The 14,070-nt window shown below is 35.2% G+C and carries 18 protein-coding genes; all 18 read right to left on the minus strand.

All coding sequences use genetic code 11. The features are described from left to right. Positions 1 to 2,573, minus strand: a 2,573-nt coding sequence (locus ACKI3Q_RS01305) for a tape measure protein (RefSeq protein ID WP_407413528.1), incomplete at its 3' end; no start/stop codon positions are given. 28 nt (positions 2,574 to 2,601) lie between these two features. Further along, positions 2,602 to 2,964: a hypothetical protein gene (locus ACKI3Q_RS01310; protein ID WP_407413530.1), complete on the minus strand. Its 363-nt coding sequence runs from the start codon at positions 2,962 to 2,964 to the stop codon at positions 2,602 to 2,604. 3 nt (positions 2,965 to 2,967) lie between these two features. Next, on the minus strand, positions 2,968 to 3,537 hold the full coding sequence (locus tag ACKI3Q_RS01315) for a hypothetical protein (RefSeq protein ID WP_407413532.1): 570 nt from the start codon (positions 3,535 to 3,537) through the stop codon (positions 2,968 to 2,970). Between the two features lie 27 nt (positions 3,538 to 3,564). After that, complete coding sequence (locus ACKI3Q_RS01320; RefSeq protein WP_407413534.1) at positions 3,565 to 3,969, minus strand: hypothetical protein; 405 nt, start codon at positions 3,967 to 3,969, stop codon at positions 3,565 to 3,567. Between the two features lie 87 nt (positions 3,970 to 4,056). Further along, positions 4,057 to 4,764 (minus strand): hypothetical protein, encoded by a 708-nt coding sequence (locus ACKI3Q_RS01325; protein ID WP_407413536.1) that lies wholly within the window; start codon positions 4,762 to 4,764, stop codon positions 4,057 to 4,059. Between the two features lie 11 nt (positions 4,765 to 4,775). Then, positions 4,776 to 5,081, minus strand: coding sequence for a hypothetical protein (locus ACKI3Q_RS01330; protein WP_407413538.1), 306 nt, complete (start codon positions 5,079 to 5,081; stop codon positions 4,776 to 4,778). Further along, positions 5,071 to 5,388: a hypothetical protein gene (locus ACKI3Q_RS01335; protein ID WP_407413540.1), complete on the minus strand. Its 318-nt coding sequence runs from the start codon at positions 5,386 to 5,388 to the stop codon at positions 5,071 to 5,073. Before ACKI3Q_RS01335 ends, ACKI3Q_RS01330 begins: the two co-directional genes overlap by 11 nt. A 14-nt stretch (positions 5,389 to 5,402) precedes the next feature. After that, entirely contained in the window at positions 5,403 to 5,627 is a 225-nt protein-coding gene (locus ACKI3Q_RS01340) for a hypothetical protein (protein ID WP_407413542.1), read from the minus strand. A 209-nt stretch (positions 5,628 to 5,836) separates the two neighbouring features. After that, a complete protein-coding gene (locus ACKI3Q_RS01345; RefSeq protein ID WP_407413544.1) occupies positions 5,837 to 7,615 on the minus strand; it encodes an HK97 family phage prohead protease in 1,779 nt (592 codons plus the stop codon). A gap of 21 nt (positions 7,616 to 7,636) precedes the next feature. Further along, positions 7,637 to 8,929, minus strand: coding sequence for a phage portal protein (locus ACKI3Q_RS01350; RefSeq protein ID WP_407413546.1), 1,293 nt, complete (start codon positions 8,927 to 8,929; stop codon positions 7,637 to 7,639). A 2-nt stretch (positions 8,930 to 8,931) separates the two neighbouring features. Beyond that, the gene (locus ACKI3Q_RS01355) at positions 8,932 to 9,333 is read right to left on the minus strand and encodes a hypothetical protein (protein ID WP_407413548.1); all 402 of its coding nucleotides are present in this window, start codon (positions 9,331 to 9,333) and stop codon (positions 8,932 to 8,934) included. A gap of 2 nt (positions 9,334 to 9,335) precedes the next feature. Continuing rightward, entirely contained in the window at positions 9,336 to 11,081 is a 1,746-nt protein-coding gene (locus tag ACKI3Q_RS01360) for a terminase TerL endonuclease subunit (protein WP_407413550.1), read from the minus strand. Between the two features lie 8 nt (positions 11,082 to 11,089). After that, on the minus strand, positions 11,090 to 11,437 hold the full coding sequence (locus ACKI3Q_RS01365) for a hypothetical protein (RefSeq protein ID WP_407413552.1): 348 nt from the start codon (positions 11,435 to 11,437) through the stop codon (positions 11,090 to 11,092). Positions 11,438 to 11,610: 173 nt separating this feature from the next. Next, positions 11,611 to 12,387 (minus strand): hypothetical protein, encoded by a 777-nt coding sequence (locus ACKI3Q_RS01370; RefSeq protein ID WP_407413554.1) that lies wholly within the window; start codon positions 12,385 to 12,387, stop codon positions 11,611 to 11,613. A 1-nt stretch (position 12,388) separates the two neighbouring features. Next, positions 12,389 to 12,745, minus strand: a complete 357-nt coding sequence (locus tag ACKI3Q_RS01375; RefSeq protein WP_407413556.1) for a hypothetical protein — start codon at positions 12,743 to 12,745, stop codon at positions 12,389 to 12,391. Positions 12,746 to 12,750: 5 nt separating this feature from the next. Next, on the minus strand, positions 12,751 to 13,047 hold the full coding sequence (locus tag ACKI3Q_RS01380; protein ID WP_407413558.1) for a hypothetical protein: 297 nt from the start codon (positions 13,045 to 13,047) through the stop codon (positions 12,751 to 12,753). An 18-nt stretch (positions 13,048 to 13,065) separates the two neighbouring features. After that, the gene (locus tag ACKI3Q_RS01385; RefSeq protein ID WP_407413560.1) at positions 13,066 to 13,473 is read right to left on the minus strand and encodes a hypothetical protein; all 408 of its coding nucleotides are present in this window, start codon (positions 13,471 to 13,473) and stop codon (positions 13,066 to 13,068) included. Then, positions 13,473 to 13,748 (minus strand): hypothetical protein, encoded by a 276-nt coding sequence (locus tag ACKI3Q_RS01390; RefSeq protein WP_407413562.1) that lies wholly within the window; start codon positions 13,746 to 13,748, stop codon positions 13,473 to 13,475. The genes ACKI3Q_RS01385 and ACKI3Q_RS01390 overlap by 1 nt, the downstream gene beginning before the upstream one ends. Positions 13,749 to 14,070 lie beyond the last annotated feature (322 nt).

Below are 14,070 nucleotides of genomic sequence, written 5' to 3' on the forward strand. Positions count from 1 at the left end.
GAATCGGCAACGACACTTAATGGATGAACTGCAGATAATACTCCATAAAATATAGTATATATTAACCATATTGTTCCAGCTAAAGCTGCTAAAACAACAATAGTTTTCCACATAGATTTTTGGGCAGTACTTAACTCATTAGTTCTACCACCAAATACTTTTATAAATAAATCAGCTATCATTTGTAATGCTTGACCAATAGTTTTCAAAGCACTTCCGATAATAGTTAATATTAATTGTGCTGAAGCTATCAAACCTTTTAATAATTCATATAATCCTTCGAACACTCCCATTATAGCACTAAACAAACCGCTTAAACTACCTGTGGAAGCATTTTTCTTAAGACCTTCTACAAAAGTCGTAATAGCTGATATGATATTATCAAAAATATAAACTAAATTATCTAAGATTCCTCTGCCAGTAATTTTCTTACTTATTTCGTTTAGCATCTCTGGAATCATAAATAACATTTTAACAAATTTCAAGATAACGGGAACTAATTGACCTAATACCGGTATTAATCCTTTTGCTAAAGTACCTATACTTTCTAAAATATCATTTATGCTATCACCTATTGGAGATAAACTATCACCTGATTGTATAGCTTTGACTAAAGTTATAATCATATCAGCAACCGATTCAATAACTTTACTAAGAGTGCCTAAAATATAACCAGCAACTTTGACTGCTATTTCTAACAAGTCATCAATAATTGGTAATATAGCATTTAGCGCTACTGAAATTACTGATAATAAAGTATTCTTTAATAAATTAAAAATATAAACGACTGATAAAATAACCTTTCTAATACTTTCAAGACTACCACCAGCTTCTTTAAATGTATCAATAAAGGAATTAACTAACTTGATAGCATTTTCAATTGGGCCAGTACTTGATATGAGATCATATGTTTCATGTAACCAATCGAAAAGTTGTGATAAAACTCCTTCTATGTCTAGAGCATCTATTAAATTACTAATAATTGTTTGAGCTTTAATAGCAATCTTTTCTATTTTAGATCCAACACCAATAACTTTATTAGTACTATAAATAATCTCGTCTAAAACTTGACCAACTAAACGTTTGCCTAATTCTATTATAGGATCTAGTACATAACGTAGTGTCTTCAAGATTACTGTTCCAGCTTTTAATACAGTAAATGTTGCTTGGAAAATCTTATATAATCTCGAGCTAGTATTTTCTGCAAATTTCAAACTGGTTGTAAATTCTCTTATTTGGACTGTTAGATTCTTTAAAGTAACGCCGATTTCAGATGCCTGATCAGCTTCTTTTTCCATCGTTGAGAGTGGAAATACAGTATTCCAAGCTTTCTTTATTAGTTTAACAACGGCATTAATCGCGTCAAACATATTCCAGAAAGCACCTTGATGATCTCCATCTTTAGCAAATAGATCTTCGCTACCTCCCAAAGAACTCCATACATCTAAAATATTATTTCGGAAATTACCACTTTCAGCAAATACTTCATAAAGTTCATTAGCCAAATTAGTCCAGAACTTTACTACATCTTCTTGACTACCAAATACTTTTTCAAAAGTAGTCATCCATTTGGATGAAACTGCATCTCTAACAGAATTTAATACATCAGCTAAAGTTCTAGCTTCTTGAGCTGCTTTAAACGCTTTTACACCAAAAACATCCAATTGATCTCCGTATTCTTCTATTACTTCAGAAGCAGTCTTACCTGTTCTTTCTGATATTTCATAGATTTGTTCAACCGCAGCAGAGTATTTGTTAAGACCTTCTATTAATACATCAGTTGTAAACCAACCTTCACTTAAAAAATCTGCAAATTGAGATTTTTCGAACTTTTTGCCAGTCTTAGTTACGAATTTGTTACCTTCTTTGGTTAATTTACCTAAAGCAACAGCCGTAGCCAAAATAGTTTCTCTAAATTCTTCAGTATCCATGTTAGCATTTTGAATTGACATCCAGTCGATCTTTTGAATCTTACCTTTGCCCATTGCTTGTGCTAATTGATACATTGCTCTAGAAGCAGTCGCTGCATTTTGACCAGCTAAAGCTGCCCATGTTGCAATACCTTCCATCGCTTTCACGGAAGTATCTAAATCTTGACCTGCTGCAATAAACTTACCAGCATTATTAACCATATCTGTGAATGAATATGATGTTTCATCAGAGAACCAAGCTAATAATTCTAATTGTTCATTAACTACTTTTGTCTTTTCAGCTAAATCTGTTATTTCTTGACCAGCTATTCTGATCTTCTGAGCCATCATTGTGGCAACAGAAATAGTTTTGTCGCCAAATTTAGCCCAACCAGTAGCTATATTATCAACTGATAACGATTTTACTAATACTGTGCTCAAATTAATGAGTTTATTTGTTAGCGTAGCTACAAAAGTTGTTGCTACTATTTGTAGAGCCGATATCTTGACTTTAACCTTTTCTATACTATCGCCAACACCTTTGAAATCAAGAGATTGCTTAAGATTATCTAATGACTTAGATGTTTGTTTAATATTCTTTTCGAATTGCTTATTGTCAAACTCCATGCGGACAACTTTGGTATCTACATTATCTTTTGCCATATGTCTTTAAGCTCCTCTCTACATAAATTTATTTCATTTTATCTACATATTTAAAAATTTCTTCTATTGTTTGATCTATGTAATGTGCTCCTGAAACCCATCCACCATTATAAAGAGCATGACCGCTATCAACTAAAATAGCAATATTCATACCATTTTGTATGTTAGAGTTATGCATATCTATCACATACTCTCCTTTTACTTTCTTAATTTCATATGACCATGAATTTGCAGTCATACCAGATTTGGATGGTGTATTCTTTTTAAATAACTCTAAGGATTTTTCTGCTATTTGAACAATTTGTTCTTCTGTGAACATGGATTCTTTATGCTTTAAGATGTAATTTTCGATATTTTTAAAATCCCCTGTAGATTTTACTTTTATACCCATAAACTACCCTTTAGTACCTAATTTTTGTCTTCTAGCAGCATTTAATGCACGATTTTGGGCTAAAATATCACGTTTTGACATCTTATTACCCTTGCCATTACGTTGTGCTTCTTTAACATTACATATTCTAATCAAAGTTAGTAATCTATTCAGATGCCATTTCTGACATTCAAATGGTATTTGATAAGATATCATCCAATAATAGATTAACTCACTTGTAATAACTTCTTTATTTGGTCTACTAGGTGGTTGACCTTCGACTTTTCTATCAGTAAACCAAGTTGCTGTCATTGAATCTGTTATATACTCATTAATCTTTTTGAAGTCATCTTTAGTTAACAAACTATATACATTCGGATCAACGTTTTGTGTAATCGTCATACATTTGATATAATAAAGAATCTCTTCAACTGTCTTTTCTTCTGTAGATAAATATGGTTTTCTATATTTAGATTCCCACTTAGAAAGAGAGACTAATGAGTGCTCTAAAGAAAGTGTTGTTGCTTTAGTTGAGACAAATTCTTGTTTGGATTCATCCCAACCTTCATGCTCTTTTATTCTAAGTTCAAGCATATTAGTCTCCCTTCATCTATTTAGGAATTATTTTGCTTCTAATTCTTTTGCTTTTTCCACAATATCGGCTGGGAAAATAGCATTAATAAATTCAGAAGCAGCATCAGCATTGGTTGCTAATTCCATAAATAATTCTGAATAAGCTTCTGTTTGCACAAATAAATTAACTAATTTGTGACCATCTTTGTCTTCTTTAAAGAAATGTTTGCCGTCAGCACTCTTTTCACCATATGCACGTAAAATTAAATCTTTGAAGACTTTAACTAAGGATGGTGTATCTTGTGCTGCTATAATTTTTTCTAACATGGCTCGCATGCCACCGGAAATTTCTAATTCCATTTCTGTAACTTCGGCTTTAGTTAAATTAAAGTAGAAATCTTCCGTTCTTTTTTCACCATTATAATCAGTGAATGTAATTGTCTTTTTTAACATTGTTTTTGACTCCTTTTAATTAAAGAAGACCCCTCCAGTCCATTTTGAATTAGAGAGGAAGGGTCTTAAAATTTAAATGTTTGTAACTTATTCCGCGAGTAAAGCGATTAAATCATTTGGCATTAATAACATTGGTGCACCGGTGAAACCAGTAACTTTTGCAGCAATAGCTGAGATTTGCTCAGCATCATCAGTGCCAAATAAAGCAGCTTCAATTAAAGTTAATTTAGCTGCAGCAACTTTAGTTGAATCAATTTCAACATGAGCTGTTGGTTTGAAACCAGTAACTTCTGCTGGAATTGTTGAAAGTTCCCAAGAGAATGTAATTGCATCTGGGGAATCATTGACTGTTTCGTATGCTCTTTCTGATGGAGCAGCTTTACAGCCATAAATGAGGTGTAATTTATAACCTAAATCTGGGTTGAGTTCGTTGCCAAGTTTGGTACGATAAGCAAAACCGAAAGATTTTCTTGGTTGTTGACCGATTTTAACGCCGGCACCTAATTCGGCGGAACCATCACATTCTTCGAATTCATCTGGGTATGTGTATGCTTCGATTGTAGCCTTAAAGTCTTCGGCAGACATTAAGTTTAAGTATTTGATGTTGTCAGCATATAATGGAGTGACTTCAGCACCTTCTGGAGATTCTGTGACAGCTGTTAAGCCGTTCCAAGGAACGCCAGCACCATATGTTGCACCATCAAGATTCATTGGGTATAAAACGCCATGATCGACACCTGTTTCATAGAAGTGTTTACCAGACGCGTCCCACACGATTTTATTGCTTGTAGGCATAATATGTCCTCCTAGTAGTAAATGTTAAAGATGTCATGATTTAAATTGTTCACAACATGATGACGAATAAATCTTGCAGTTTTCATTTGTGACACTTTTGTCACTATTTCACTGTCTGGATTTTCATCAACAACTGTGACTCTATACTGACGAGGACTGTCATAAACAATGTCGTCAGCAAATGTATTAGCTATGTCATAACGTTCATAAATAATACATGGATAATTGAGTTTAAGAGACTCTGGTGGTTGGAAATATACATATCGAGTTCCAAGAACTGTACAAAGTTCCTCGTGTAGTGTAAGCCTATTGTGCATTGTACTCCCCTCCCAAAGTCAGTATCAATCTAGGGTATTGTACTTCAACTCTCTTTACAATCCACTTGACTCCCATAAATGTCGCGTATTTAATTGTACGAAAGTTGCTCATGGCAAATGGGTCGGCCACAATGCTTATTAAATTATCAATATTAATATCACTATTAACTTTATCCGTATGTTCTAAATTTCTAGTATTTCTAATTACGTCGCCATAGGCATCTTTTTCAGTAATACTATTAGTCCATACACCCGGAACAGTTTCAGTGGCTACACCGTAACCGATTTTCCCATAATACCTTGCCATTTTGAATTTTCTCCTTACTCAGGGTTATTAGGAGCTTCTTCAGGCTCTGGTTCTGCTTGTGGAGCTGGTTCGAAGGTGATGTCACTTAAAGCAACTTCTTTAACGACACTATCTTCACCCATTGTAACTGTAAATTGTAACACTGCGTTTGGTTTGTTTGTACAAATAACAACAATGTTTCTATCTTGGTCTAAGGTGACTGGAGCCTTTGAACTACCTTTTAATTTGTAAGTAATCACAGCTTCAGCTGGAGCACCATTGACTTTTAGCGCTATATAGTTACCAGATTGTTCAGCTGGTTTAGAGCTGAATTCAGTCCAACCAGAAATATAGTGTAAAGTACCGGAAGCAACACCGTTATTAATAACTAAATCTGATTGTAATTCACTTGCTAACTTCCCAAATAAAGCGCCTGCCTCATCAGTCTCGGGATCTACTGTGACGCTACCTAAAAAGAATGTTTCTTTTCAAAGCTGATAGCAGAATATGGTTTGACTAACGCACCGGAGCAACGTGTTTCAATTAAGTATTCTTGCTTATTGTAATTGATGTCAAAGCCATCGAACATGCTAACTTGGCCACCTTTATCGGCACCAACATTATAGTCTCTTAAATTGACAACAAGACCTAATAAGTCGTATTGGTATGAAGCATCTCTACGATATGCACCTTCCATAACTTCGACTGTAACGATGTCGGAAACACGGAGAGCTGTTTTAAGCTTTTCAACTGTGTCATAAATGACGCGGCCATTGAGGTCTTCAATTAAGAGCATGTTTGTAAGCATGTCTTCGGTTGTGAAGAGTGTTGGGTTACCAGAACCTTTATAGTCTTTACGAGACTTGACGACTTCTTTAATGAATCTCTTAGCAAATGCGTATTCGTCTTCGTCTTGAGCTTGTTCCATTATTCTCTTAATGCTATAGACTTCATTGTCTTGCCAAATTGGACGGATGTGTAATGGGTCGATCTTATCATTATGATCAGAACTACGACCATCACCGATTAAGAATGCTCTAGCTAATTCTTCATTGAGCATTGTTCTCATTTCGGCTTTTAAGTAAGCGATAACGTCGAAATCTGTGATGTCGATAACGTCATCTCTATCAATCTTTTGAAGTTTGTAGACGGTTTGTGGATCTGTTTTACGCTTGAAAGCAGCGATAACTTCTTCAACTTTTTGTCTACCTTTGACATAACCTTTCGCACGAGCTTCATCAGCTGTAATATTGATATAAGTTGATTTAACTCTTGAGAATGGTGTGTGGTGAACACCAGCCATAACTTTGGCAACCCAGTCCATGTCTCTGGAAACTGTTTCTGGTTGTTTATTAACGGCTTGATATTCTGGGAATAATTCACCAACATTGGTGATACCATGAGCTAAGAAAGCTTCTTTCATAGAGCCATTCTTCTTAGCATCATCTAAAATTTGGACAAATTCGGAATGGCTTAATTCTTCGCCATTATCTTTTGTCATGCCTTCGAAAACATTATGTTTCATCTGTTGATTTCCTCCGTTTGCATTTTTGCCTTCTTCATAAGCGGCACCAACGAGAAGTTCTAAAACACTACGTTGTTTTTCATTCATTGTGTCAACAACGTCTTGAACAGTTTCGTCTTCATTACTTGGTGCAGGATCTTTGTGTTCTAAGTTTTCTTGTTTTTGTTCTTCCGGATTTGGTGTTTGTTCCGGAGTTTCTTGTTTGTTTGGATCGTTTTGCATTTGACTGCCTCCATTTTCTTGTTCTTCTTCTGCATGGAACATTTCAATAGCACCATCGTTGAAGATTTTAGCTTCTTCAGATTCACCAGTGTCTGCATGAGATATTACATTCTCAATATAAGCACCAGGATTTGCACCTGCTAACACTAAGCTAACCTCTCTGATGTTACCATGCATTACTTCCTTGTTTTTTGTCTGCTTTAATTGATTAGCATAAATAGACAAGGAGCAAATGTCTCCGTGAGAGACCAATTTTTTAGCATTTTCACCTTGTTCGGTATCATTAAATGAGCAATATGCGTAAACGCCTTCATCTCTATCTTCGAGAATGGCGTGACCTAAAACGTTGTTTGCATCATTGTGATCATGATTCCAAACTAATGGAACTTTAGCCCCATCATTGCCTTTAAAGGCATGTGCTAAAATAGTTCTCCCATCTGAACATTTGATGTTGTTTCTAGTGGCCCAACCACTAAAATCATAAGTCTTTGGTTTACTCATTTTGATTTTTAACAACCTCCGTTATTCAGTGTTCAAATCGGCTAGTTCTTTAGCAGCTGCATCGTCTAAATCACTGCCCATAGGATTACCAGGTGGTGTACTTTCATCAACTGGTTGATTAATATTTTTATTTCTGAGTTCATCTGCTTTTGGATCATTAGATGGTTTTAAGCCAACTACTTGTCTCATTTCGTTAGAAGACATAATTTCATTTCTTGTGAACTTATCAGCAATGTCAGCCAAACTAGAAATTGGTACTAGTTTAAATGGATCATTAAAGAACATAATAGTATGTTTTTGACTTCTAGCAGTTTTAGTTAAAAACTTTCTACGGAATTCCTCAGTAATAGCACATAGAATTGGAACTACTATCCTGTGTGTGTAGTTTAACATAGTCTTTTCATCTGCTGTACCATTTAAAATTGCTTCTGTCATACCTAACTGGGTAAATACCATGCTCGTCAAATATTTAACTTGCTCTAATAAATTGTTCTCGGCAGGACGATTTAACTGTGTTATCTTTTCCGTACCATCAGTATAAGCAATACCATATTGTGATTTGCCTAACTGATCTTCTATGTCAGCACGTCGTTGTGCAGCTTGAACTTGACGCGCCGGAGTCTTAATGATGTATGGTAATTGAACAATAAGATTCAGTTTGCCTGATCCATTTTCCGCATCAACTACATCAAGAAGATTAAATTTTCGAATCAATCTTTGCATTACTGAATTAGGCTCGTTCATTATTGCATAGAATGGATTCTCTATAATTGCAGTACTCTTTTTAGGCACTGTAATCGTCTGTTTTTGACCTATACGGTCGTTATAAAGTTCTACTTCGACTTGTTCAGGGAACCACGTTACAATCTTACCGACTCTCATGCTTTCAATGTCAAAAGATGTAGAAACTTTAGGATCAATACTTGTATCAACAGGTACAACAGCAACACAGCCTTCGTCAAACATAGAAATAACAATATCTCTAATAAATTCTCTAGCTGTTTGATCCTTATTCGCTGCGGTTTTCAAACACTCGTTAAGACTATCGTCGACTTCTTCTTCAAATCTATTATTATCGTCTATTTTAACATGACGAATGTCAACTGAAGCTACATCAACTGCAATTCTATTATAAATTGTAGTTATAAGTGATCTTTCCTGACCTCTTGTAAAATATATACGATCTGGTCTATATGTAGATGAGTATCCGAGATTCTCATAACGAGTTGTAATGATTGGTTTTGTTAAATCATATGGAGGTCCTTTTCCAAAAAAGGCATTCCACGCATGAGATAATCTATCTAATAAGCCCATGGTTAATTATTACCTCCATTTTCTTTTTTATCTTTGTGTGCTTTAACAATATTTGCAGCGGCACCAACTGTTAAAGCGGCAAGAGCTCCTGTTAATAATGCTTTAGTTACAGTGGCCCCAACACTTTTTCGATATTTAATACCTTGTTGGCCTTTTTTAACAACATAACCGCCAGATACAATGCTGCCAGTTTTTATTTTACGTACTAATAAACTAGCCCCAGCACCTGCTAAAAATGCTGTTCCTGCCGCAGAATATGCACCTATTTTAAATTTAGTATCAGAAGAAAGTGGTTTTTTCTCTTTGTTTTTTAAAGTACCATCTTCATTCTGATATCTTCTAACACCCCATCGTTGGCCCTTGACGCCATGATGCGATAAATACTCTTGTGAATAACTATACATAATTAATCAAAAGCCTCCTTGTTGTGTTTGTAAGCGACCCAAGCATCCATTGCTGCTGCGACATTATCAATCTTAGCTTCATAACGTTTCTTATAAAGCTTTCTATTACCATTTGTGTCCTCAAGAACGATAGCATTGCCCATACAGAATTGCATAAGCTCTTCATCAAATATAAGCATTCTATCCTCGGAAAGTTTCTTAAGTTCACCTAAAGGAACGGATTCTGTTTTAGCACCTTGAATAACTTTTTCTATGCCATAAGGACCGTTTTCAGATTGCCATCTTTCAACAAATTCTTTAGCATTATATGGGTCAAATCCCAATGCTCTAACATCATATTCTTTTTCTTGAATATGTTTATCTAGATCATCATATACCAAATCCATATCTAAAGTAGTACCTTCCATAATGCATAATGAACCTTCTCTTAAGAAGTCGTCATATTTTACTTTTAAAGCACCTGGCAACTTATCCATCGTTTTAATTGTAATATAACTTCGTACTTTAATACCAAAACACCCATTTTTAAGTGGGAATAAGAAAGTAAATGCACAGAAGTCATCACCTTGTGATAAGTCGGCGCCTAAAGCGCATGGCATACCCCAGAATTCGGATTTAGGATGTGGAATAGTTTCTTCGTATGTGAAATAATATGTATAACCTTCCATTGGAAGGCCAAATCTTTTAGCTAAAATATCGTTACGAGTTGCAGGAGCTTGCTCTGCTCTTTCTACATCCTGTTGATATGCTTCATAGCTAACTGTCTTACCAATATTAGGATTGGCTTTAGCCCAAAGTGCAGGATCTGCAACTTCATCGACACTATCTAACTTATACCACCAAATAGATACATGAGGATTATAGTATTCTTCTTTGAGAATCTTCATTAATTCTATTTTAATAGTATCGCCAGGACCATTACGAACTGTACCTTCAGATGAAATAGCTAATATAAAGTAATCATCAACTTTAGAAGCACCCTGTTCAATTGCACCTATAACATCTTCATGAATATCACCAGATAACCATTCGTCAACTGTTGCAATTTTACATCTAATACCCTGCAATTTATTAATACTGAATGGGCGAATTTCTACAAGAGATCCAGTTAAGAAGTTTTCAATACCTTTTTTAGTAGAAGCTAACTTAACTCTCTCTGCTCTTGACCCTGTAGTATTTTGAAGGGATCCTTCTGTTAAGAATTTAAATAAAGGACCGCGTGCGCGCGTAATAGCTGTTCTAATTGGTGACATAACTTCTTCAGCTTGCTTCATGGTTGGAGCAGTTGTAATTTGGTATGTCGTTGTCGTATCAATATTTAAAAAATAACTTTGAATAGTAGAAGCATACATTGATTTAGCAGCACCTCTACCTATAATTAAATACTGTTTTTGTATTAATCTTTTTTTAATTCTTCGCCTTACATATGAGCCACCAACACCACTTGGATTTGGTACAAATACAGTTCTTTCTATAAAATAATACCATCCAAATACTTGTTCGGCCCATAATTTAAATGTATCTAATAGTTTCATATCACTGCCATCGGTTAATGTGAGTTCATTCTCACAAAACTTGATGTAGCCTTCAACGGCTAGGTCATCATAATATATACCAGGATTAGCGATAAGTTTATCTATTCGATTCATCTCCATGGCGACTTCTTTACAAACTGGAATTTCTCCTTTTAAGACCGCTTCTCTAAAACGGCCATAATATTTTGGTACAGCCGTGTTAGATAACGACATAATTTAGATTAAGGCTTGGTGTAAACGCTAGGTTTATCTCTTTCAGTGGCTTGACCACCTAAAGACCCGGCGCCTGCAATAAGGGCACCTATACCACCTGCTAATAGCGCTGTGGTTATTGTTGCTCCGACTGCAACTTTACTTCTAGCTGTTTTACCTTTGTGTTCAGCCCAAGTTCCTTTTTTCCACTTTCTAGCTAAAAATGTTAGAGCTCCGGTTGCAAGAAATGTTGCACCGATTTTGATTGCTGTATCCCTGTTAAAAGCTCTACCAGGTTGTGTTGTTCCAGTTAATTGTTTGTATTGTGCTTCCGCACCCAATCTCTTATTAGCATCTGCTAATTGTTTATCGGTCATTTTACGAGGATCTTTATATGGTTCACCTTTTTCGTTATAGCGAGCTTTGCCTGCATCTGTTAGAGTACCGTCCTCGTTTTGGAAACGTCTTACGCCCCATTTCTGACCTTTAATTCCATGATGTTGAAGGATTTCTTGTGGATTAATAATATATGTTCCCATAATTATTTACCTCACTTGACAATACCACGTGAACCTAATCTTACATGACCATTACCGGTTATAAACTGATCAGCTTTACTTGCTGCTTTTCCAACTTTCTTACCTAATAAACCAACATTTTCTCTTTCTCTAAGAGGTTTGTTTTTATTATCTTCGTAAGTATTCTTTAATTGGTTAATTTTATGACCTAAGAAACCACCAACGATTGATGCTCCTAAACCAATTAACACTGTTTTAGTAACAGCTTTCTTAAAATTAGCTTTAAACGCAGGACTTGTTTTAAATTTTTTCCATGCTAACCTAGCGCCAATAGCACCACCAGCTGCAGCACCTACACCGACACTAACATCATGTTTAACGTTTCTTTTGCCTAAAGCTGTCAATTTACCGTCTTCAGTTTCATATCTTCTGATACCCCACTTTTGACCTTTAACACCATGATGGAAAAGAGCATTTAACTCGTCATAACTATGTAATAAATTAGCTTGTTCTTCATCTAAGAAATTTTCTTTAACTTGTTCATCGATATAGTCATCGAATATAACGCCTGGAGCTTTAACTGCTTGTCCGCTTGAACTTGCATTAAGAACGTGTTCTCTATACTTATTCCAAGCTTCTTCAAACCAATCATAGTTTCTCCAACGCCATGAAATTCTATCAAGAACTTCGCAGATAGCTCTTGGTAAGTCATCATAGAAATCTCTTTGAATAACTTTAATATCGCCTTTTTCTTCATTTTGTCTGCGGGTGATTATAAATTTCTTTTCTTGTTCAGAATATGGATACATATTAATAACCTCCTTTTTGAGTATACAATCTCCATTCTAATTCAGCTGCTTGACCTTTAAAAGCATCTAGCAATGCTGAAGTTTGAGGAGGATCAAAGACTAGCTTAACTTTAATGTATACATATGTTTTAACATTTTCTATCAATAAATCATTTGAAGTAAATTGTCCCCAAGTTTCGCTAGTACCTGTAATACGGAATCCTTCTTGAGGGCCAACACCCATTTGAATTAGGTTTGCAAATACAGTGTTGATATGAAAAGTTACGTCAGTATCAAACGCTGTATTATCTGCACTAAGTCCTAACAATTTTTTAATAGAGGTTAGGATACTCTCTTCTAAGATTACAGCGTCTGGCATAAAGATTATTCTCCTTCAGCTTCTTTGACTTCTTCTTTAGGAGCTTCTTCAGGCTCTGGTTCTGCTTGTGGCTCACTATTAGCCAATTCTACAAATCTCTTTGGAACAAAACATTCGATATGAGCTGCAACTTTGTAGTAATCTCCTTCAGAACCAAGGATAATAACTTCTTTACCACGAGATAAGAAAGCAGTCATCTCTGATTTGCCATCTGGAAGTCTTCTAGCAACAACTACCTCTTGGTTAGCAATATAACCTTTAGCTTCAGAATTTGCTTTAGCTTTTTTGTTTTGTTTAGACATACTTAGTCTCCTTTCACACTACCATAATTTAGTATCGCCAGGTCGACGATCTGTTATTACTTTTTCTTTTACTATTGCATCATCACCATAATGTATAGCATTATGTGTCTGTAACGATACACAAATTAAATTTTCCGGATCAAGAAGTAACTCAATGTTATCTTCAAGATCTTCAATTGATACCGGATTAATATGATGTACAATAATGTCACCACGAATTGGATAACCAGGACAACCCATATCATTGCCATTATCTCTAACAATAACTTGTTGTCTAACTCTTTTCCATTCTGGAGACCTATAAAATCTTTGATTTAAATATCGATCAAATCCAAATGTTTCATTAGCAACTACTCCATTTAGTCGCAAATATCTAAACCGTTCCTCAAAAGAATGTAACCTAATTAATTCTGAATACGATTTCATTAGAATTCACCGCCTTCAATAATTACATCGTCATAATCATCCTTTCCAGAATATGTTTTCATAGCATTCATTGCGTCTGCATACAATTTCTCCATCCTGGCTGTTGATTCTAGACTTGCTTGTTTTGCTTTTAGCAATTCGGTTTCATTTTTGAGCTTCTCAATTTCTAATTGATTTCTAGTTGATCCTAATTTTAGAAAATGAGTTGTTTCTTGAGAAGATGCCGTGCCATCACGCAAGCGTTGTTCAACTACATCATACGCCAAGGATATCAATTGAGCCTCTCTACCTTCCGGAGAGATTGCTGGACGTAAAGGTGGTCTATCTTCTAAAGAAGTCGATGAGATTGCTCTACGTTTTGACATCTTTTCGCACTCCTCCTCATTACTTATTCATGAGTATTTTCCAGAGTATACTAAGTTCTAACATACTTTCCCTTAACAATTGTCCATAGAAAGGAGTCGGAAAATAGGAGGAATATCAAGCAGCAATACGTAATAACCTATTTATGTACATAGATACCTAATATACCCCGAAAAACACTCATGCGAAAATATAAATGTTTCTATAAAATCTCCCTCCGGAGAATTTTTAAAG

The organism is Methanobrevibacter sp. (genome assembly GCF_045636185.1).
Classification (GTDB): Archaea; Methanobacteriota; Methanobacteria; order Methanobacteriales; family Methanobacteriaceae; genus Methanocatella.